Below are 20,095 nucleotides of genomic sequence, written 5' to 3' on the forward strand. Positions count from 1 at the left end.
GGGCTTTGTCGTTCCCCGGACCCGTCCCGTGGTCCGTTCCCTCGTGGTTCCCGCTGTCGCCCCCCTGTCCGTCTCCCAGGCGCGTACCGCTCCTGAACGGCGCACACTCCGGCGCGTTCGACCCCTTCGAGTGACTCCACGCATGCCCGTTCCGCACCCGGGCAGTGATCGTCACGGGCTGTGACGAACACCCGTCACCAGCCCGCTGACCAGGGATGTCACGAGGGGGCCGCCATGCCGTTCACGCCCGCGCACATCCGTCGCGCCGTCTGCACCCTCACGGCCGCGGTTCTGCTCACCGGTTGCGTCACGACCGACGCCGGGCCGGCCGTCCCCCCGACGCCCCGGGCGCAGGACGAGCTGCTCAGGACCGTCGAGCGCACCCTCGTCGACCGTTGTCTCGGCGACCGCGGACTCACCCTCGCCCGGCGGCCGGAGACACCCGAAGCGGACCACCGCCTCCAGGCGGCGCTCTTCGGCACCGGCCCCCGCGAACTGTCGCTCACGCTCGCCACCGGCCACACCGTCACCGCCCACACCGACGGCTGCCTCGCCACCGCCCGGCAGACCCTCTACGGAGACCAGAAACGCTGGTTCCGCGCGCAGGTGACCGTGGACAACCTGCGCGCCGAGGCCCACCACCGGATGAAGGACGACCCCGCCCACAGGGCCGCCCTCGCGCGCTGGAACAGGTGCGCAGGCCCGCCAGGCCGCCCGCGCCCGGAACGCCCCGAACCCGCCGTCGTCGCCCGTTGTGACACCGAGAGCGGACTCGCCGCGCTGCGGGCGCGGCTGGAACCCACCGAGCTGGCGAAGGTGCGCGCCCTGCGCGGCGGCCAGCTCACCACCTACCAGCAGCTGCGCACCCGCGCACTGCGGCGGGCAGCCGAACTGTCCGCACCTCTCACCGCACAGGAAGGCAACAACGCTTCATGAAGCGCATCCTCACCACCGCCGCCGCCCTGCTCGCTCTCACCGGCGGGCTCGCCCTGACCGCCCCCGCACAGGCGGCCGACTGTCCGAGCGGCAACTTCTGCACCTGGCAGGAGGCCAACTTCGGCGGCCAGCGCGCCAACTGGAGCGGCGACGACGGCTGGTGGGAGAGCTGGATCGCCGACACCGACTCCTCCTGGGCCAACCACGGCATCTCGGGACCGGGAATCAAGGATCACGTCCGCGTCTACGAGAGCGCCCATCAGGGCGGCTCCATGACGATCTGCCTCACTCCGGGGCAGGAGGTCGGCTACAACGGCGCCGCGAACGACCGCGGCGACTCCCACACCTGGGCGATGAGCTGCTGATCCCCACCCCTGCCACGACGCGCTCCCGCACCCCACCGGGTGCGGGGCCGCCGGGTAGGGTGGCGACGTGCGACGGGTTGTGGAGGCGGGGCGGCAGTGACGGATTTCGAAGCGGTCGACGCGCTCCTCGCGGCCGTCGGTCCCGAGGCGGAACTCCCGGCCCCCGAGGAGCGGGTACGGCTGCGGGAGGCGGCCCGGCTGTCCAAGGCGCAGGTGGCCAAGGCGCTGGGTGTGAGCCCGACGACCCTCGGCGCGTGGGAGGCCGGCCGGGAACCGTCGGGCGAGCCCCGCAACCGGTACGCATACCTCCTGGACGGTCTCCGCGAGAAGTTGACCCCCGAGCCTGCCACCGAGCCCGAGCCCGAGGCCGTGCCCGAGACGGAGCCCGGGCCCGCGTCCGAGCCCGCCGCCCACGCGACGGTCGACGACGACGTCGCGGAGCTGCCCGTCCCCGAGCCCTGTGTCCTCTGCGGTCGGCCGGCCCGGTACCAGGTCGCGGGTTTCGCCCAGCACCTCACCCCCGAGGACTGCGACCGCGCGGCGGCCCCGGCCGTCGGCGCTTCGCAGGCCAAGACCCCGGCCGTCGGCGCCCCGGAGGGCAAAACCCCCGTCGCCGGCGCCCCGGAGGCCAAGACCCCCGTCGCCGGCACCCGGGAGGCGAAGGCCCCCACCCGCCGGGCCTTCCAGGACCCCGCGCCCACCCCCGTCGGACTCATCGAGGACGCCGTGCACAGGGCCCTCGCCGAACACGAGGGCGACGCGGACGCGGCGACCGCCGCGCTGGTCCGTACCGCGATCCCCGACGCGATGGCCCTGCTCGACGCCTGCCGCAAGGGTGCCCGCTACGAGGTCGTCGCCCATCCGCCGCTCCCCGCCATCCTGCGGAAGAAGACCTCCCGCGGAGCGGACGAGATCTGGGAGGCGCGCCCCAAGTGGACCCGGGACGCCCTGCCCCCCGGCCCGCACGAGATCACGGCGCTCGACATCAACGGCGCCTACCTCAGCGCCCTCAAGACCCATCTCCCGCTCGGCGCCCTCGAACACCACACCGGCGGCACCCATGACCGCCGCCGCGCCGGCCTCCACCTGATCACGCCGCCGGAGTGGGAGCACGAGGACCGCCTTCCCAACCCGCTCGGCGCCCGCGACGAACCCGGTCCGTTCTGGGTCACCGAGCCGACCCTGCGCCTGTTGCTGCGCCTGTCCTCACCCGCGTACGGGCTGTGCGACCCTCCCGTCGTCCACGAGTCGTTCACCTCGGGAGCGACCGAGAACCTCCTGGAGAAGTTCCGCAACGCGCTCCGCGACGCCCGCGCCGCCGCCGTCGAGGCGGAGGACGACGTGACGCTCGAGTACGTGAAGGCGATGTACTCGAAGTTCGTCGCCACCATGGGGGAGTCCAACTACAACCGGGAGCTCTACCGCCCCGACTGGATGCACATCATCCGCTCCCAGGCCTTCGCCAACCTCTGGATGAAGGCTTACAAGGCTCACGGCGCGGGTCTGACCGTCGTCCGGGCCATGGGCACCGACGAGCTCCATGTGATCGGCGACTGGCGCAAGGTCTTCCCCGAGGGCCGGGGTGTCACCGAGGTGAAGGTGAAGGACGTCTACACCGCGCGCGAGGCGCGCTGAGCCGCTGAGGCGGCTGCGCCACGCAGGGGCGTCAGCTCTCGGCGCCGAGCCACAGGTCCGGACCGAAGACCTCGTAGTGGACGGCCGCCGCGGCGACCCCGCCGGCCAGCAGGTCACCGCGCACCTGGCGCATGAAGGGCAGCGGGCCGCAGAGGTAGGCCGTCACGCCCGGAGGCAGATCGAGCGTCGTCACGTCTGCCCGGCCGGGGCGCGCGGAGGCCGCGCCCGGCTCCTCGTACCAGAGGTGGAGGGAGCCGTTCGGCAGCGCGTCGACCAGTCGGTGCAGCTCCTCGCGGTGCGCGTGGTCCGCGGGGGAGCGGTCGGCGTGGACCACGGTGACCGGGCGGTGGGAGCCGGTGGTGGCCAGGTGGTCGAGCATGGCCAGCATCGGCGTGCTGCCGATCCCCGCCGAGGCCAGGAGCAGCGGCCCCTCGCCCTCCGGCAGAACGAGGTCGCCGAACGGCGCGGACACCTCGATCGTGTCGCCCACCCGCGCGTGCTCGTGCAGCCAGGTCGACACCTCGCCCGCGGGGTCGCCCTCGATCCGCTTCACCGTGATCCGCCACTGCGGCCGGCCCGGTGCGGCGGAGAGGCTGTACTGGCGGATCTGTCGGGCGCCGTCGGGCAGCTCGACGCGCACGCTCACGTACTGGCCCGGCCGGAACGGGCCGGCAGGACGTCCGTCGGCGGGGCGCAGGACGAAGGAGGTGGTGTCGGCCGTCTCCTGGCGCCGTTCGACGATCTCCATGGGGCGGCGGACCTCGCCCTCCGCGACGCCGATCTCCTCGTAGAGCCCTGCCTCCAGGGCGATGAGGGCGTTGGCCATCAGCCAGTAGACCTCGTCCCAGGCCTGAGCGACGTCGGGGGTGACGGCGTCGCCGAGCACGTCGACGATCGCGGCGAAGAGGTGCTCGTGGACGACCTTGTACTGCTCGGACGTGACGCCCAGCGAGGCGTGCTTGTGCGCGATCCGGGCGAGCATGGCGTCCGGCCGCGTGTCCGGGTTCTTCAGGAGCGCCCCCGCGAAGGCGGCTACCGAGCCGGCCAGGGCGCGTCGCTGGTCGCCGTTGGCCTGGTTGCCACGGTTGAACAGATCCCGCAGCAGCTCGGGCCGGGCCGCGAACATCCCGGCGTAGAAGCGCTCCGCGATCTCGCCGAGCGCGGCTCCCACGACGGGGAGGGTGGCTCGGACGACGGGAGTGGCCTGCTCGGACAGCATCGAGACTCCTATTGTGGTAGATCATTTACGTATTTAAAACGTCAGAAGGGCAGAGGCGGCGGGGTGGCTCGCAGGAAAGGGTGGCTCGTAGGAAGGTGCGGCTCGTCGTAAGGGGCGGGGCGGCTCAGTCGTGCCGGGTACTCAGGGACAGGAGCACCGGCCCGGTGGGTGACTCGATCAGATCCGTCACCGTCAGCGGATCGAGCGTGCGGTAGAACGCCTCCTGCGCCTGGCGCAGCGCTCCGCGCAGCCGGCAGGCCGCGCGCAGTGGGCACGGGGTCTCGCCCTCGCAGGCGACGACCTCCTCCTCGCCCTCCAGCATCCGGACCAGCCACCCGACCGAGGCGCGTCGCCCGGTCTCCGTGAGGGCGAGGCCGCCGCCGCGTCCACGTCGCGCCTCGACGACGCCGAGGTGCTGGAGGCGCGTGACCACTTTCGCCATGTGGGCGTAGGGCACGGCCATCACCTCGGCCACCTCGCGGGTCGTGGCCGAGGGCTCCTCGCCGGGTGTCCCGGGGACCGCCAGACGCATCACGGCACGCAGCGCCAGGTCGGTGAATTTCGTCAGCCGCACATCGCGACCGTATCAAATGAGTATTTCTGAAGCTTATTAAGGGGGTGGCGGTACCGCATCGGAGCACGTGGGGTCAGCGGAAGCGGCGTGGCGCGTGGTGGCGCCAGAGCCAGATGCCGCCGACGACCAGGGGCGAGGCCACCAGGAGGAGGGCCAGCAGCGGCCATCGGGCGCCGCCGAGCTCCAGGTCGGTGAAGAGGACCAGGATCACCACCCCCAACGGGATCAGGATCGACACCAGTGCCCGAAGCCCGGCCAGCACCATGTCCGGCTGGATACGGCCCTTGCGGGGCGGCGGCGCGTCCCGCGTACCGAAGTAGAAGACGATGGCCCGGTCCGTCAGCCTGCCCGTGGCGCGGTGGTACGAGACGCCCATGTACGGCAGCCACACCAGCGGCGCCACCAGGCCGACCAGGAAGACCGCACCCACGAGCACCCACTGGCCGGTCCGGGCGAGTCTGCCCCGGCCGCCGCCGTCCGGTGTGACCAGGCCGAGGAGGCGGGCCATCCGCAGCGTCAGTCTCCACAGCGCGGCCATCCGCCCGCGGCGGGGGCTCGTGTCGTCGGAGGGTGACGGGCGGGCCCGCAGACCGGCCTCGGCCGCGGCGGTGTCCGCGTACACCCCTTGCAGGACCAGGATTTCGGCGGCCCGTTCGGGGGCGGTGGTGTCCCGGCCGTCCAGACCCGCGAGTTCGAGGATCGTCCGTGCCTGGAGGAGCAGCGCGCCGCAGAACGCGACGGGGATGAGCAGGATGAACGGTCCGCCGACGAAGGCCCCTTCACTGGTGACCGTTCGCCGGCCACCAGTCGCGACCAGCGCCCGGAGTTCGGCGGCGGTCGCCTCCGGATGCCTGCGGCGGAGCCGTTCCACGCGACGGCCGGCCACCGGGCCCATGTGGCGCAGGGCGAACGCCACGAGCAGCTCCGGCAGTCGGCCGGGTTCGGCCCACGCCTCCCGCAGGAGCGAACGGGAGAGGGTGGAAGCCGAGGGGCCGATGTCGCCGTTCGTCAGGACAGGACCTTGGCCTTCGCCTTCTCGAACTCCTCGTTCGTGATGGCGCCCTTGTCCTTGAGCTCGGCCAGCCGGGCGAGTTCATCGGCGCTGCTTCCCTTGCCGTCGCCACCCGCGCCCGCCGTCTTGCGGATGTACGACTGGAACGCGGCCTCGTTCTCCTTGGCCTGCTTGAGGTCGCGCTGGGTCATGCTCTTGCCCCGGGCGATGACGTAGACCAGTACGCCGAGGAAGGGCAGCAGGATGCAGAAGATCAGCCAGCCCGCCTTCCCCCAGCCGCTCATCTCGTGGTCCCGGAAGATGTCGGTGATGACCTTGAACAGCAGGAACAGCCACATCACCCAGAGGAAGAACCAGAGCATGGTCCAGAAGACGTTGAGGAGAGGGTAGTCGTCCATTCCTGCACTCCGTTCCGGCGGTGGCCGCTGTCGGGCCGCGCATACGAGTGAGTCTCGCCCACCCCCCGTCCGCCCGCATGTCGGGCGGGCGGGGGGTGGGCGAGACATGCGCGTCGTCCGCCGCCGGCGGTTCAGGCCGTGCGTGTCCTCAGCGCCGCCAGGGCGCGGTCGGCGTGGACGCTCATCCGCAGCTCACTGCGGACGACCTCCAGGATCCGACGGTTCTCGTCGATGACGAACGTGACCCGCTTGGTCGGCGCGAGCGAGAAGCCCCGGGTCACCCCGAACCGGTCGCGGATCGCGCCTTCCGCGTCCGAGAGCAGCGGGTAGCCGAGCGAGTGGCGGTCGGCGAACTCCCGCTGCCGCTCGACGACGTCGGAGCTGATGCCGACGGGGTGCGCTCCCGCCGCCCGGAACTCGGCGGCGAGGTCGCGGAAGTGGCAGGCCTCGGCCGTGCAGCCGGGGGTCATGGCCGCCGGGTAGAAGAACAGGACGACGGGCCCGTCCGCGAGGAGGTCGACCAGAGATCGGGGTGTCCCCGTCTCGTCCGGAAGAGTGAAGTCCTCGACGATGTCACCGACGTTCATCCGGCCCGCCCTTGTCTCCGACCGGTCCGTCCGGTCGTCGACGGGTGACGCTACCGCAGGGTAGGTAAGTGCGTCACCGACGGTCGCCGTACGCCTCAGGCCCGCTGTCGGGCGGCCAGTCGCCGGTCCAGGATGGTGAGGACCTGCTCGCCCCAGCGCAGGTTCTCCTCTTCGAGGTACCGGCCGCGCATGAGCGTGAGATACGGTCCGATCCGCTCGGCCTCGCGGAGGTACGTGGCCTCGTCGCGGCCGGCGAGCATCCACTCCCGCAGCCTCTCCCACCGGGCGAGCTTGCCCCGCGCCCACTCCATCCGCTCCTGCACGAAGCCGCGTACCGCCTCGGTGTCGCCCTCGTCGCACGCCTGCACCTGGACCATCAGCTCGTCGCGGATGGCGGTCGGGCGGGGCGGCTGGGCCGTGTACACCAGGAGGTCCTGCCGGCCCGCGTCGGTGAGGGAGAACATGCGCTTGTTCGGGCGCCGTTCCTGCTGGACGACACGGGCGGCGATCAGGCCGGCGTCGGAGAGCCGGTCGAGCTCGCGGTAGAGCTGCTGGGGCGTGGCGGCCCAGAAGTTGGCGACGGACACGTCGAAGATCTTGGCCAGGTCGTATCCGGACGCCTCGCCCTCCAGGAGGGCTGCGAGGACCGCGTGCTTCAGGGACATCCGGACACGCTAGCAGCACCCTTGATCAGGTGGTTTCGTACCTATTCGCCGGATGATCCGCCGGTGCTGCCGGGCCGGCTCTGTTCGCTCGCCCGCCCGCCTGCACCGTCGAGAGCGTGCGGGACCCCGGACTCCGCGAAATCCTGGTTCCGAGGGAGAAGTCGGGGCGCGAGGTCGTCCGCCGCTCCCTCACCGCCCAGGGGTCTCTCCGCGGAGGAGGTGGAAGGACTTGGTGGTGGCGGCCCTACGGCCCGCCGGGGCGGTCGGTCCTTGACGTGCAGCCGATCGGCTGCCTATCGTAGAGGCAGCTAAAAGGCTGCATGTTGAGGTGGGGCGATGGATGAGGTGTTCAAGGCGCTGGCCGATGCCAGTCGGCGACGGCTGCTCGACAGCCTGAACGCCCGCAACGGCCAGACCCTGCGCGAACTCTGCGCGGGCCTGGACATGGCACGGCAGTCCGTCAGCAAGCATCTGGCGCTCCTGGAGGCGGCGGGGCTGGTGGTCACGGTGCGGCGGGGAAGGGAGAAGCTGCACTACCTGAACGCCGCTCCGATCCACGCCATCGGGGACCGCTGGATCAGCCGGTACGCCCGCGGGCGCGTCAGCGCGCTCGCCGACCTGAAGTCAGCATTGGAGCAGAACCCGATGGACAGCAACGCGTTCGTCTACACCACCTACATCCGCACCACCCCCGAGGAGCTCTGGCAGGCCCTGACCGATCCGGACTTCACCCGGCGCTACTGGGGCGTGGCCTTCGAGACCACCTGGACCGCCGGATCCCCGATGGTCTGGGACGAGGGCGGGCGCCAGACGAGCGACCCCGAGCAGGTCGTCCTCGCGGCCGAGCCCGGCCGCCGTCTCTCGTACACCTGGCACACCTTCACGCCGGCGTGGGCCGAAGCGGTCGGGATCGGTGACGAGGTGTACGCGAGGCTCGCGAAGGAGCGGCGCTCGAAGGTGAGCTTCGAGATCGAACCGGCCGGGGACATGGTCAAGCTCACCGTCGTCCACGACGACCTGGAGCCGGGCGGCACGATGCGCGGCATGATCGGCGAGGGCTGGCCGGCCCTGCTCTCCAGCCTCAAGTCCCTGCTGGAGACGGGTGAGGAGCTGCCGGAGCCGCCGCGCTGAGACGGCCGGAGCGTCGCAGGGGGCCCGGCCGGGCGGGTCCCCCGGGCCTGACCCGCGGCACCGGCCTGCCGCGCAGCGCCCCTCTGACCCGCAGCGCCCGTCCGACCCGCGGCCCCGGCCTCACCTGCGGCGTACGGATGTGGCGAGAAAAGGCCTGCGGCCTTGGCGGAAAACCGTGCGTCACGCAAGATCCCTCGCGCTAACGTGCGCCCATGACCGCCTCCTTGACCATCCTGACAGCGGGTTACGTCGGCCCGCGCACCGCCTCCACCGTGAGCCTCCTCCGTGACGGGGACACGGTGGTCGTCGTCGATCCGGGGACGGTCGCCGACCGCAAGCTCATCCTCGACCCGCTCGCCGAGGCCGGCATACGGCCGGACCAGGTCACCGACGTCGTCTTCAGCCACCACCACCCCGACCACACCATCAACGCCGCCCTCTTCCCCGCGGCCCGCTACCACGACCACTGGGCCATCTACGAGGACGACCTCTGGATCGACCGCCCCGCCGACGGTTTCGAGATCTCGCCCTCCATCCGGCTCGCGGCCACGCCAGGGCACACCGTGGAGGACATCAGCACCCTCGCCGACACGGCCGACGGCCTCGTCGTACTCACCCACCTCTGGTGGTCGGCCGAGGGCCCCGTCGAAGACCCCTACGCCACCGACCCGGACGCCCTGCACGCCTCGCGACGGGCCGTCCTCGACCTGGAGCCGGCGCTGATCGTCCCAGGCCACGGCGTGGCCTTCGCCCCCACCGCCGACACCCCGCGCTGACCAGGGGCGCGCACGCCGGAAACGGTCACGCGCCCCCCGACCGGTTCATCCGAGCTGGTTCATTCGAGTCGTCTCCGGGCCCCCGCCATGCCCCGTCACCCGCGGTCCGCCGCCGCTTCCCTGGGCACCGCGGGCCGTCCCCGCCACGCCCCGGGAGCCCTGCTGCCCGCACTCTGACCGCCCCTCGGTGATACTGGCGCTCTGCTCGCCAGCCACCCCGGAGGGAGCCGTGATGCGGGACGTCACCAGGGTCGAGGTCGAAGGCGCCGTGCTCTACGTGGAGGCGGAGCGGATCGGCCCCGACTCGGAGCTGGAGGGCCTGGGCGACCGCGTCCCGGACCTCTCGGGGATCACCCGCGCCCTGTCCTCGTTCGCGGGCCAGCTCGGTCAGGCGCTGCACCAGGCCGCGCCGGACCGGGCGACCGTGGAGTTCGGCTGCGAACTCGGCCTGGACGCGGGGGGACTGACCGCGCTCATCGTCAAGGGCAGCAGCAGTGCGAATCTGCGGGTCACACTCGAATGGACCAAGTCGCCCTGACTCCAGCCACGGTTCAGCCCGCCGTCCAGCCCGTCGTCTAGCCCGTCGTCCAGCCCGGCGTTCGGCCCGCCATTTTCAGCCCGCGGTCCGGCCCGCCGTCCGGCGGAAGCGTCCGGGCATGGCCGCGGGGCCTGAAGCGGAGGACAGCACTCTTCAGGCCCCACGGGGTTCGAGGGTCAGGCCGCAGCGGCCTCCTGGTGCTGCACCCGGCACACCAGGGCGTCTTTCACGACGTCCGCCACGATCGTGTCGCCGGGGTCGGCCTCACCGCCCAGGAGTAGATCCGCGATCCGGTTGTCCAGCTCCGTCTGGATCGTCCGGCGCAGCGGCCGGGCACCGAACTCCGGCTGGTGCCCGTGGGCGACGAGCAGCTTCTTCGCCGCCTCCGTCACCTCCAGCTCCAGGCCCTGGGCGCGGACCCGGCGCTCGCTCTGGCGCAGCAGCAGATCGAGGATGTCGCCGAGATCGTCCTCACCCAGACCGTGGAAGATGATCGTCTCGTCGATGCGGTTGAGGAACTCGGGCGTGAAGTAGCCCCGCAGATCCTGCTTCAGGTCGTCCCGGATCTCCGAGACGTCGCCGTGGTGGGCCAGGATCCGCTGGGCGCCGATGTTCGACGTCATGATGACCACACAGTGGCGGAAGTCGACCGTCCGGCCCTGTGAGTCCGTCAGACGGCCGTCGTCCAGGACCTGGAGCAGCGTGTTGAAGACGTCCGGGTGCGCCTTCTCCACCTCGTCGAAGAGCAGGACGCTGTACGGCTGGCGGCGCACCTTCTCGGTGAGCTGGCCCGCCTCCTCGTGGCCGACGTATCCGGGCGGGGCGCCGACGAGCCGGGAGACCGTGTGCTTCTCCTGGAACTCGCTCATGTCGAAGCGGACCATCCGGCTCTCGTCGCCGAACAGCAGCTCCGCCAGCGCCTTCGCCAGCTCGGTCTTGCCGACACCGGTCGGGCCGAGGAAGAGGAAGGAGCCCACGGGGCGGTTCGGGTCGCCCATGCCGGCCCGGTTGCGGCGTACCGCCTGGGCGATGGCCGTGACGGCCTCGTCCTGCCCCACCACCCGGCTGTGCAGAGCGTCCTCCAGTTTGAGGAGCTTCTCCTTCTCGCTCTGGGTCATCTGCGCCACGGGGATGCCCGTACGACGCGACAGCACCTCCGCGATGTCGTCGACCGTCACCTCCATCACGCCCTCGCGCCGCTCCCCGAGCCCGGCCAGCTCGCCCTCCAGGCCGGCGATGTCGTTCTTGTACTCGTTCGCCTTCTCGAAGTCCTCGGCGGCGACGGCCTCGTCCTTCTCACGGCGCAGCTTCGCCAGCCGGTCCTCACGGTCGACCACCTCGGTCGACTTGCCCAGCGACCGCAGCCGCACCCGGGCACCGGTCTGGTCCATGAGATCGATGGCCTTGTCGGGCAGGAAGCGGTCGGCGACATAGCGGTCGGACAGCTCGGCGGCGCCCACGAGTGCGGCGTCGCTGTAGCGGACCTGGTGGTGGGCCTCGTAGGAGTCCCGCAGGCCCTCCAGGATCTGGATGGTCTCCTCCACCGAGGGCTCAGGGATCAGCACGGGCTGGAAGCGCCGTTCCAGGGCGGCGTCCTTCTCCACGTACCGCCGGTACTCGTCGATCGTGGTCGCGCCGACGACATGCAGCTCGCCGCGGGCCAGCGCCGGCTTCAGCATGTTGCCGGCGTCCATCGCGCCCTCGCCGGACGCGCCCGCGCCGACGACGGTGTGCAGCTCGTCGATGAACAGCACGGTCGAGTCCGCGTCGGCCTTCACCTCGTCGATGACGCTCTTCAGCCGCTCCTCGAACTGGCCGCGGTACTGGGCGCCCGCGACGAGCCCGGACAGGTCGAGGGCGATGACCCGCTTGCCCTCCAGCGTATTGGGGACGTCGCCCGCCACGATCCGCTGGGCCAGCCCCTCCACGATCGCGGTCTTCCCCACGCCGGGCTCACCGATCAGCACCGGGTTGTTCTTCGAGCGACGGGACAGGATCTCGACCGTCTGCTCGATCTCCTCGGCCCGTCCCACCACGGGGTCGAGCTTCCCGGCCTTCGCCTCCTCGGTCAGATCCCGCCCGTACTCGTCGAGCGTCGGCGTCCTGCTCTCCGGCTTGGCCGTCGGCGTGCCGTCCGCCCGCGCCGCGCGGTCGGCGGTGGACCGCAGACCGCCGACATCCGTCCCGTACGTCGTCAGCAGCTTCGCGGCCGCCGAGTGCGGATCGTCGAGGAGAGCGCCGAGGATGTGTTCCGGGCCGATGTACGAGACCCCCGACTCCTGCGAGCGCTCGTACGCCCGCAGCAGGACCCGCTTGGCGGCCGGGGTGAGCCCGGGCTCCGCCGAGGGGACACCGCTCTCGCCGGGCAGTACCTCGGCGACCGAGGCGGCCAGCCGGTCGGGGTCGGCGCCGGACTGGGCGAGCAGACTGCGGGACGGGTCGACCTGCGCGGCGGCCCAGAGCAGATGCTCGGTGTCGAGGTCGGCGCTGCCGTCCTCGGACGCCCGGGCGGTCGCACGACCGATCAGTTCCCGCGCCGAGTCCGTCAGGAGCCTGCCGATCGGCACGCGCTGGACAGCCGGCGGAGAGGCGGCGGGTGACATGCCGAAGAAGCGGTTGAGGAGCTCGTTGAACGGATCCGATCCACCGAGGGAACCGAAGGGGGACATGGTCATGTGGTGCCGTCCAGGTGCGTCGACGTCCGGGCCGTACTCCCCTCACTGGAGCAGCTGCCGACCGTGCCCACCCGTCGAGACCGGCTACGGAGCGTGGCCGCCGAGGGCTCCCGCCGCCCCGGGACGCGGTCCGAGCCGCTCCACACCCTCGAGACGGCCGCGCCGTCCTGTGCGCCGATCGGGTGAGCGGGCCGCCTCTCCCTGAGCTGCCGTTCAGCGCGGCTCCAGGAGTGCGCGGCCTACGGAAGGGCCCCCGCGCCAGGACGCGCGAGGGCCGCGATCCGGGTGACGCGGGGCCAGGTCAGCGGTACTCGACCGTCAGCGTGACCGGCGTGTCCTTGTTCACGAAGAGGTACGCGGTCGAGGCCGGGGCGGCCTCGAAGCGCAGCCGCATCTGCGTGGTGCCGCTGCGGTCGAGGGCCGCGAGCGCCTGGGCCGACAGATCCGTCGAGGTCGCGGAGGCCGACGAGAAGGAGGCGACCTGCGCGCCGCCCGCCACGGTCGCGGGCGCGGACCAGTCCGACGCCTCGACCACGCACCCGCCGAAGCAGCCCGTCGTCACGTCCGCCAGAAGCCGGTTGCCCGCCGGGGAGGCCCAGGGATCGCCCGAACCGCTGCTGCGCGCCACCGTCAGATACGCACGGGTGATCTCCTTGCCCGCCGGGATCTTCGACGTGTCGAAGGAGAGCACCGTCCGGTTGATCCTGCCGTCCGTGCCACGGCCCAGTGCCAGACCGTACGAATCCTCCAGCGGTCCTACCGCCGCGCCCGTGCCGTCGGCCGCCGCCTTCACGTAACCGTCCTGCGCGTCGACGCTCGCCAGCGTGACCCGGTCGGTCACCGGCGGGGGAGTTCCCGAGCCGCGCAGCGCCTCCACCATCCCCATGATCGTCTCGATCTGCCTGCCCCCGTGCCGGGCGTACGCGGAGTCGCCCTGATAACCCCACCAGTTCCAGCAGCCGTTGGGGTTCTCCAGCGTCGTCGTCGCCTCGGCCTGCGGGTAGAGCACGATCATGTCGTTCGTGTCGGCGTACTCGTTGAGGTACGCCTTGTCCACGAACTGCGTCCCGAAGCCCTGGTACCCGTACCCCTGCTTGCAGCCGTGCAGCGCCACCATCAGGGAGCAGGTCGCGCCGTCGGAGCAGGACTTCGGCACGTACACGAAGCCGTTGTCGTCCAGCGACAGCGCCGCCGCCGATCCGCCCGGGGCGTAGGCGTTCTGATCGAACCGGATCAGCGTGCCGCCCGGGGTGGTGCTCGGGGCCGCGACGGAGCCCAGCAGATGGCCGAGGAGGTCGCGCTCCGCGTCGAACCCGCAGTTGTTGATGAACGGACTCTGCGTGACCGTACAGGAGTTGGGGCCGAGCGGACTGATCCAGGCATGACCGGCCGCCGTGCTCCGGTTGTACTGGACGCGCGCGCCGAACCGCCCGTAGTAGTCGGCGAGCGCGTCCGCCACCGGCCGCTTCACCGTCGAGTCGCCCGAGCCGCTGAAGACGTACACCGGGTCGCCCGAGAGGTTCGCGACCGGGTCGACGAATCCCTGCGCCGACCAGTTCCGCGTGGTCTGCTCCAACTGCGCGAGCTGAAGGTCCTGGACGGTGTTCATGCAGGCGTTGAGGGCGGTGGCGAGCATGTTCTGGGCGCAGTTGTACGGGCCGGAGGCGAACACCGCCGAGCCGTCGAAGGTGCCCGAGTACGCCACATGGAGCTGCGTGGCCATGTAGCCGCCCGACGATATGCCGGAGCTGTAGACGGCGTCGACGTCGTACGGCCGCAGCTCACCGGGGACGGGTGCGGGGGCGGCGGCCGCCGCGGGGGTCGCGGTGGGGAAGAGGGCCGCGGCGGCGAACAGCAGCAGGGCTGTCAGCCGGCGCGGCCCGCGCGGGCGGAGGCGGTGGGGTGGACGCATGGGATCTCCCGGCGGCTCGGTCATGCCCAGGGGCGGGCATGTCGGGTTGATGGCCGGGAGATTAGGGGCGGTGCACACGGCCGGCCTATGGGCCCGGCCGCCACAACCATCGGGCTGGAGTATGGCGTTCCGTCATCTGGCAGCCGCCGCTCCGCCCTCCGAGGCGACCTGCGACGATGCGCCCATGAACGACTCGCCGAAAGACTCGCTGAACGACTCGCCGAACGACGAAGGCACCGGACACGACGGCGGCACGGGGAACGACGGGGAGCGGGACCGACTGCTGGCGGCCGCGGTCGGGCTGCGCGAGCAGGGCCGTCAGGAGGAGGCGCGGGACCGCCTGACCGAGCTGGCCGCCCGCCACCCCGACGACGTGGAGGTGGCCTACCAGACCGCCTGGGCGCACGACGTGCTCGGCCTGGAGGCCGAGGCCGTGCCCTACTACGAAAGGGCACTGAAGACGACCGGCGCGGAACCGGGGCTGTCCGAGGAGGACCGCAGGGGCGCGCTTCTCGGCCTCGGCAGCACCTTCCGCGTCCTCGGTCGGTACGAGGAGGCCGTCGCCACCCTGCGCGGCGGCGTCGAGGAGTTCCCCGACGACGGCGCCCTGCGCACCTTCCTCGCGATGGCGCTCTTCAACACCGGGGACCATCACGAGTCGACGCGCCTGCTGCTGCGACTGGTCGCGGCCACCAGCGAGGATCCCCGGGTCGGCAGGTACCGGCGCGCCATCGAGTACTACGCCGAGGACCTGGACGAGACCGTGTGAGCCCTCGCGCGGCTCGGCTCAGTCGTTGACGGCGGTCAGCAGGACGACCGCGTCCTCCACGGCGACGAGGCCGTGCCGCTCCTTGGGGATCATCTTCAGCTCTCCCGCCGTCAGCTCCTCGGACCAGCCCGCGGCCGTCAGCCTCACCCGTCCCCGCAGCACGTGCAGACTCGCCGCCGGAGGGGCGTTGTGCTCGTCGAGCGACGTTTCGGCGAGCAGGGCGATCACGCTCTGCCGGAGCACCCCGTCGTGCATCACCACCTGGGCGCTCCGGCCGTGCGGGGCGCTGCGCGCGGCCGCCAGATGCTCGTCGCTGAGGGCTGCGAGGTCACTCATCGTCTCTCCCTGCGGGGTACGCGCGTGTGAGTCCAGCCTCTCGCCTGACACGCGCGCCGCAACTCGGGACGGGTTCCGGCGGGCGGGAGGGCGCGGGAGCTCCGACCGGGCGGCGTTGTCAGTGGCGTGGTGCACGATGGGGACGTCTGATGATCATGCGGGGAAAGGGACACAGATGGCGATCACGAACGAGCAGGTGGCGGGGTACGCCTTTCTCAAGGCGCTCTACGAGGACGGGTACTACCCGGACCACGTCGTCGACAAGGGACGGGCGATCCTGCTGCGGCTCTGCGAGCGGATCGAGGCGGAGGGACCGGCCGACCTGACGGCGCTCTACGCGCTCACGGAAGGGGCCACGGAGGAGTTCAACGCGCTGGAGGCGGACTTCGACGAGGCCGGCAGCGAGATCGAGACCGTCGCCCGTGAGGAGATCGCCGAGAACTTCTGGTTCGTCGCCACGGCCTACGGCTTCGCGGACGCCGACGTGGAGGAGCTGGTCGCCGCCCGCGAGTGGTGACGGCGTCGACCGCGCTCTCTCCGTAGGAGCCGACGCTCGTCGTGGACGACGTTTTTGACCTGGCGCGGCTCCCCGTGCGGAACACGGCCCGGCCGTCCGCCGCGTGGGCCCGGTCGGTAGGTTCGGGCCCATGACCGCTCAGCCTGGCGTAGTCCACCACTCGTCCTCGACCTGGCAGCAGCCGGTCCCTCCTTCGGCCTCCGCCGAACGGGCCGCCCTGATCGAGGAGATCGCACGGGCGATCCTGGCCCGGGGCACCGGACGGCTCCTCGTCGGGATCGACGGCCTCACAGCGGCGGGCAAGACGAGCTTCGGACACGAGCTGGCCGAGTGGATCGCGGGCACGGGCCGGCCCGTTCTCCGGGCGACGCTCGACGACTTCAAGAACCCCTGGAAGGACCGGCATCTCTACGACCGGGAGTCCGGCGAGGGCTACTACCGCAACGCGTACGACTACGAGCGGGTCCGAAGCCTCCTCCTGGACCCCGCGCGGTCGCCCGAGGCCGACTCCTGCGCCCTGTGCGGCATCGATCCGCTCACCCAGCTCGACCATTCCGCGCGGCGGACCCCACTCGCGCCGGACACCGTGCTCGTCGTGGACGGGGTCTTCGCCTTCCGGCCGGAGATCGACGGCTACTGGGACTACCGCGTCTGGCTCGACGTGGACGCCGAACTCTCCGTACGACGGGGAGCGGAGCGGGACCAGGGCTGGGCGGGATCGGACGCGGAAGCCGTCCACCGCGACCGCTACCTGGTGGCGGAGCGCATCTACCTCGCCGAGGTCGATCCGCTGCCGAGCACGGACGTCCTCGTCGACAACACGGACTTCGCCCGTCCCCGCGTACTGGCCCCGAGGCGCCGCCCGCCCGTGGGTGATCGGGCGGAATCCGACGCGCACGGCGATCCGGACCGGGCCTTCCGGGACTTCGCGTGAGAGCGCGACCCCTGGACCGGCCGATCCAGGGGGCGCGCTCTCACGTCGACGATTCGAGTCGACGCGTCAGCCGACGAAGATCTCGGTGAGCGACCAGATCGCCAGGCCCGCCATGCACACACCGCCGATGCGCTGGACCGTCTTGAGCGGGACACGCTTGGCGATGAACCGGCCCGCGACCAGGGCGAGCGCCGAGACGGACATCAGGGCGGCGGCCGAGCCGATCGCCGTGGACCACGTCCCGTTGGTGGCGGCGAGGTTGGCCGTGGTGATCTGCGTCAGGTCGCCCCACTCACTGATGAAGACGGCCATGAAGGCGGTCGAGTAGACCGGCCAGAACCCGGTGACGGTCCTGCCGCCCGTGTCGTCCTCGTCGTCGTCGCCCCCGCCGCGCAGCAGCATGAAGGCGCCGAAGGCGAACAGCAGGGCCGAGATCAGTTTGACGAGCCAGTCGGGCAGCAGACCGATGAGGCTGCCGGCTCCCACGGCGATGGCGACATGCGCGACGAACGCCGTGGACGTGCCGAACCAGACGTACAGCGGACGCATCCGCGTGCCCATGGCGAGGGACGCGAACATCGTCTTGTCGGGAAGCTCGGCGAGGAAGATCAGCCCGAAGGCGGTGAGGATCGCCAAGGGGTCGAGGTGCATACCGGGGGCTCTCTGTTCGGTCCGGGCCCGGGATCCGCACGGCACCACGGCGGGCGACGGGAAGAACCACTCGGCCCGGCATGACGGACCACACCCACGAGACGCGGACATGGCGAATGCCTGGCCGAAGGTCTCGCCCGTCCGCGCTCCGCGCGGACCCGGCCACCGGGAACCCGAGGGCTCCAGTGTGTCGACGACCGGTTCGCAGGGCTACTCCCCTTCGCTGTCGAACAGTGTAGCGGACACCCTGTCGATCCTTGATCGCCGGACGACGGCCCGACCGGACACGGTGATCGCCGGGCGACGGCGCCAGACCGGGCACGATCCGTGTAGACACTGTCTACCCGTGCCTGGTAGAGAGTGTCTATGACCCAGGAGACCCAGGCCGGACTGCGCGGCCGACTGATCGATGCCGGTGTCGAGCTGGTGCACGCGGAGGGGGCCCAGGCGCTGTCCCTCCGGGAGATCGCCCGGCGAGCCGGGGTCTCCCACGGGGCGCCCCGCCGCTACTTCCCGACCCACCTCGACCTGTTGTCGGCCATCGCCCGCCAGGGCTTCGCCGAACTCGCGGAACGGATCGCGGCGGTGGTCGGGGAGGAGGCGGGGGACTGGGCGGGGGCACGTGCCCAGCTCGACGCACTGGCCCGCGTCCATCTCGACTTCGCGCTGAACCGGCGCGGCATGTACGAGCTGATGTTCCGGCACGACCTGCTGGAGAGCGGCCGGCTCGGGCTGCGTGGAACGAGCCTGCCGCTCTTCGAGCTGCTGGTCCGGCTCGTCGGCCGCGCCCTTCCCGAGGCCGCCCCCGACCCGGCGTCCGTCGCGGCGGCGTTCTGGGCGAACCTGCACGGCATCGCCCAGCTCTGGGCCTGGGGCAGCCTCCAGCTCGCCGCGCGCACCGACGACCCGGAGCCGCTTCTCCGGGCCGCACTCGACGCCCACCTCGGACCCGTCGGGCGGACGCGGTGATACGTCAGCGGAGGGTCACCCTCGCCTGCAGCGTCGTGGGCGCCGCCGTCGTCGCGCTCGACGGCACCCTGCTCACGATCGCCCAGCCCACGCTCCAGCACGATCTGCGCGCGGACTTCGGTCAGGTCCAGTGGACCAGCACCGGGTATCTCGTCGCGGTCGCGAGCCTCCTCGTCTTCGCGGGCCGGCTCGGAGACGCCTTCGGCCATCGGAGACTCTTCGTCCTCGGCACGCTCGGCTTCGCCGTCACCTCGGCCGCGATCGCCCTCGCACCGGGGATCGGCTGGATGATCGCCCTGCGGGTCCTCCAGGGGGTGTTCGGGGCGCTCCTGCAACCGGCCACCCTGGGCATGCTCCGCGCGGCCTTCCCGCCCGACCGTCTGGCCATGCCGATCGCGCTGCGCATGAGCGCGATCGGTCTCGCGGCCGCCGCGGGGCCGCTCGTGGGCGGCGCGCTCGTCTCGGCCTTCGGCTGGCGCTCGGTGTTCGCCCTGACGGCGGTGCCGGCCCTGGCCATCGGCCTCCTCGCGGCCGTCGCCGCTCCGGCGCGACCGAGGACGCCAGCCGCCACCACGGCCGGCGCACCGCGGGCGGGGAAGCGGGACGGGTCGGCGCTGGACCTGCCCGGGGCCGTCCTGCTCGCCGTGACGCTCGCCTGCCTGGTCCATGTGCTCGTCGCCGTGCCGGAATCGGGCTGGACGCCCGGGACCGGCCTCGCCCTCCTCGCCGCCGTCGCGGCGGGAGCCGCCTTCGCCCGGCACGAGGGCCGTACCGCCCGTCCCCTCCTGCCGCCGGCCCTCCTGCGCTCCCGGCCCGTCGTGGCGGGCCTCACCACCCTGCTGACCTCGTCGGCCGTCCTGTTCGGCGCGCTCTTCGTGGCGACGTACTTCCTCCAGGACGTCCGTGGACTCGCCCCCCTGTCGACCGGCCTGTGGGTGCTGCCCCTCGCCGTGATGATGGTGCTGGGCGCGCCCGCCGCCGCCCTGCTGCAACGCCGGTTCGGTCCCCGTCGTACGACGGTCGGGGGCGGGGTCCTGCTCGCCGTCGGCGTGCTGCTGCTCTCGCGGCTCGACGATTCCGCGACGGCGTTGCCGACCGGCGTCTGCTTCGCACTGGTGGGCGCCGGGTTCGGCACGGTCATGGCGACGGCCACCGCCGTCGTCGTGCACGAGGCCTCCGTGGCCGACGCCGGAGTCGCCGGCGGACTCCAGCAGACCGCGATGAACGTCGGTCCCGCGCTGGGCGTCGCCGCCGCGACCCTGCTGATGACGCTCGACCCGGGTGCGGGCTTCGTCGCCGGGATGGGGACCACCCTCCTGGCCCTGGCCTGCGTCGCGGCGCTCGGCGCCGCCGCCGCACTCGGTCTGCCCGGGCGGGGCGCACCCGCGCAAGCCCCGGAGGCGCCTGCATCCCCGGCCTCCCTTCGGGCGCGGCCCTGAACCGGTCCGGACACGCCAGGGCGGTGCGGACGCCCAGGTCACGGCGCCCCCGCTGCG

Annotated in this window: 21 protein-coding genes; 11 read left to right on the forward strand and 10 right to left on the reverse strand. The window is 72.0% G+C overall.

All coding sequences use genetic code 11. The features are described 5' to 3' along the window. Nucleotides 1–234 precede the first annotated feature (234 nt). The 3 genes from M5362_RS02015 (at nt 235) to M5362_RS02025 (ending at nt 2,936) form a co-directional block, all read left to right on the forward strand. Nucleotides 235–936, forward strand: a complete 702-nt coding sequence (locus tag M5362_RS02015) for a hypothetical protein (RefSeq protein WP_260225478.1) — start codon at nt 235–237, stop codon at nt 934–936. After that, a complete protein-coding gene (locus M5362_RS02020; protein ID WP_260225480.1) occupies nt 933–1,301 on the forward strand; it encodes a peptidase inhibitor family I36 protein in 369 nt (122 codons plus the stop codon). The genes M5362_RS02015 and M5362_RS02020 overlap by 4 nt, the downstream gene beginning before the upstream one ends. Nucleotides 1,302–1,397: 96 nt before the next feature. Beyond that, complete coding sequence (locus M5362_RS02025; protein WP_260225481.1) at nt 1,398–2,936, forward strand: helix-turn-helix domain-containing protein; 1,539 nt, start codon at nt 1,398–1,400, stop codon at nt 2,934–2,936. Nucleotides 2,937–2,967: 31 nt separating this feature from the next. Here the strand turns inward: M5362_RS02025 and M5362_RS02030 are convergent, their stop codons facing one another. The 6 genes from M5362_RS02030 to M5362_RS02055 all read right to left on the reverse strand — a co-directional run bounded on the left by M5362_RS02030 (nt 2,968) and on the right by M5362_RS02055 (nt 7,391). After that, a complete protein-coding gene (locus M5362_RS02030; protein WP_260225482.1) occupies nt 2,968–4,155 on the reverse strand; it encodes a globin domain-containing protein in 1,188 nt (395 codons plus the stop codon). Nucleotides 4,156–4,279: 124 nt separating this feature from the next. Continuing rightward, nucleotides 4,280–4,729, reverse strand: a complete 450-nt coding sequence (locus tag M5362_RS02035; RefSeq protein ID WP_260225483.1) for an Rrf2 family transcriptional regulator — start codon at nt 4,727–4,729, stop codon at nt 4,280–4,282. Between the two features lie 73 nt (nt 4,730–4,802). Continuing rightward, complete coding sequence (locus tag M5362_RS02040) at nt 4,803–5,645, reverse strand: hypothetical protein (RefSeq protein ID WP_260225484.1); 843 nt, start codon at nt 5,643–5,645, stop codon at nt 4,803–4,805. Nucleotides 5,646–5,737: 92 nt separating this feature from the next. Further along, nucleotides 5,738–6,139, reverse strand: coding sequence for an SHOCT domain-containing protein (locus M5362_RS02045; RefSeq protein ID WP_260225485.1), 402 nt, complete (start codon nt 6,137–6,139; stop codon nt 5,738–5,740). Between the two features lie 131 nt (nt 6,140–6,270). Then, the gene (locus tag M5362_RS02050) at nt 6,271–6,726 is read right to left on the reverse strand and encodes a peroxiredoxin (RefSeq protein WP_260225486.1); all 456 of its coding nucleotides are present in this window, start codon (nt 6,724–6,726) and stop codon (nt 6,271–6,273) included. A gap of 95 nt (nt 6,727–6,821) precedes the next feature. After that, nucleotides 6,822–7,391 carry a PadR family transcriptional regulator gene (locus M5362_RS02055; protein WP_260225487.1) on the reverse strand — a complete coding sequence of 190 codons (570 nt, stop codon included), beginning with the start codon at nt 7,389–7,391 and terminating at the stop codon, nt 6,822–6,824. Nucleotides 7,392–7,727: 336 nt separating this feature from the next. On the opposite strand from M5362_RS02055, the gene M5362_RS02060 reads away from it, so the two are divergent. From M5362_RS02060 to M5362_RS02070, 3 genes are all read left to right on the forward strand, one after another. Then, on the forward strand, nt 7,728–8,522 hold the full coding sequence (locus tag M5362_RS02060; protein ID WP_260225488.1) for a metalloregulator ArsR/SmtB family transcription factor: 795 nt from the start codon (nt 7,728–7,730) through the stop codon (nt 8,520–8,522). Between the two features lie 212 nt (nt 8,523–8,734). Beyond that, nucleotides 8,735–9,298 carry an MBL fold metallo-hydrolase gene (locus M5362_RS02065; protein WP_260225489.1) on the forward strand — a complete coding sequence of 188 codons (564 nt, stop codon included), beginning with the start codon at nt 8,735–8,737 and terminating at the stop codon, nt 9,296–9,298. A 232-nt stretch (nt 9,299–9,530) separates the two neighbouring features. After that, a complete protein-coding gene (locus tag M5362_RS02070) occupies nt 9,531–9,836 on the forward strand; it encodes a CU044_2847 family protein (RefSeq protein WP_260225490.1) in 306 nt (101 codons plus the stop codon). A 176-nt stretch (nt 9,837–10,012) separates the two neighbouring features. On the opposite strand, the gene M5362_RS02075 is transcribed toward M5362_RS02070, so the two are convergent. Together M5362_RS02075 and M5362_RS02080 are read right to left on the reverse strand one after the other, a co-directional pair. Continuing rightward, entirely contained in the window at nt 10,013–12,511 is a 2,499-nt protein-coding gene (locus M5362_RS02075; protein ID WP_260225491.1) for an ATP-dependent Clp protease ATP-binding subunit, read from the reverse strand. Between the two features lie 301 nt (nt 12,512–12,812). Further along, a complete protein-coding gene (locus M5362_RS02080; protein ID WP_260225492.1) occupies nt 12,813–14,423 on the reverse strand; it encodes a PHB depolymerase family esterase in 1,611 nt (536 codons plus the stop codon). A 184-nt stretch (nt 14,424–14,607) separates the two neighbouring features. Here M5362_RS02080 and M5362_RS02085 point away from each other — a divergent pair, with 184 nt between their 5' ends. Further along, nucleotides 14,608–15,192: a tetratricopeptide repeat protein gene (locus M5362_RS02085; protein ID WP_260225493.1), complete on the forward strand. Its 585-nt coding sequence runs from the start codon at nt 14,608–14,610 to the stop codon at nt 15,190–15,192. 18 nt (nt 15,193–15,210) lie between these two features. On the opposite strand, the gene M5362_RS02090 is transcribed toward M5362_RS02085, so the two are convergent. After that, nucleotides 15,211–15,528, reverse strand: coding sequence for a cupin (locus tag M5362_RS02090; protein WP_260225494.1), 318 nt, complete (start codon nt 15,526–15,528; stop codon nt 15,211–15,213). 175 nt (nt 15,529–15,703) lie between these two features. Here M5362_RS02090 and M5362_RS02095 point away from each other — a divergent pair, with 175 nt between their 5' ends. Both M5362_RS02095 and M5362_RS02100 read left to right on the forward strand, forming a co-directional pair. Then, a complete protein-coding gene (locus tag M5362_RS02095) occupies nt 15,704–16,045 on the forward strand; it encodes a DUF5713 family protein (RefSeq protein ID WP_260225495.1) in 342 nt (113 codons plus the stop codon). Nucleotides 16,046–16,175: 130 nt separating this feature from the next. Next, nucleotides 16,176–16,979 (forward strand): uridine kinase, encoded by an 804-nt coding sequence (locus M5362_RS02100; RefSeq protein ID WP_260225496.1) that lies wholly within the window; start codon nt 16,176–16,178, stop codon nt 16,977–16,979. A 66-nt stretch (nt 16,980–17,045) separates the two neighbouring features. Here the strand turns inward: M5362_RS02100 and M5362_RS02105 are convergent, their stop codons facing one another. After that, nucleotides 17,046–17,630: a TMEM165/GDT1 family protein gene (locus M5362_RS02105; RefSeq protein WP_260225497.1), complete on the reverse strand. Its 585-nt coding sequence runs from the start codon at nt 17,628–17,630 to the stop codon at nt 17,046–17,048. A gap of 366 nt (nt 17,631–17,996) precedes the next feature. On the opposite strand from M5362_RS02105, the gene M5362_RS02110 reads away from it, so the two are divergent. Both M5362_RS02110 and M5362_RS02115 read left to right on the forward strand, forming a co-directional pair. Next, complete coding sequence (locus M5362_RS02110) at nt 17,997–18,599, forward strand: TetR/AcrR family transcriptional regulator (RefSeq protein ID WP_260225498.1); 603 nt, start codon at nt 17,997–17,999, stop codon at nt 18,597–18,599. A gap of 35 nt (nt 18,600–18,634) precedes the next feature. After that, nucleotides 18,635–20,038 (forward strand): MFS transporter, encoded by a 1,404-nt coding sequence (locus tag M5362_RS02115; RefSeq protein WP_260225499.1) that lies wholly within the window; start codon nt 18,635–18,637, stop codon nt 20,036–20,038. Nucleotides 20,039–20,095: the final 57 nt, after the last annotated feature.

Source organism: Streptomyces sp. Je 1-79, from assembly GCF_025195125.1.
Taxonomy (GTDB): domain Bacteria; phylum Actinomycetota; class Actinomycetes; order Streptomycetales; family Streptomycetaceae; genus Streptomyces.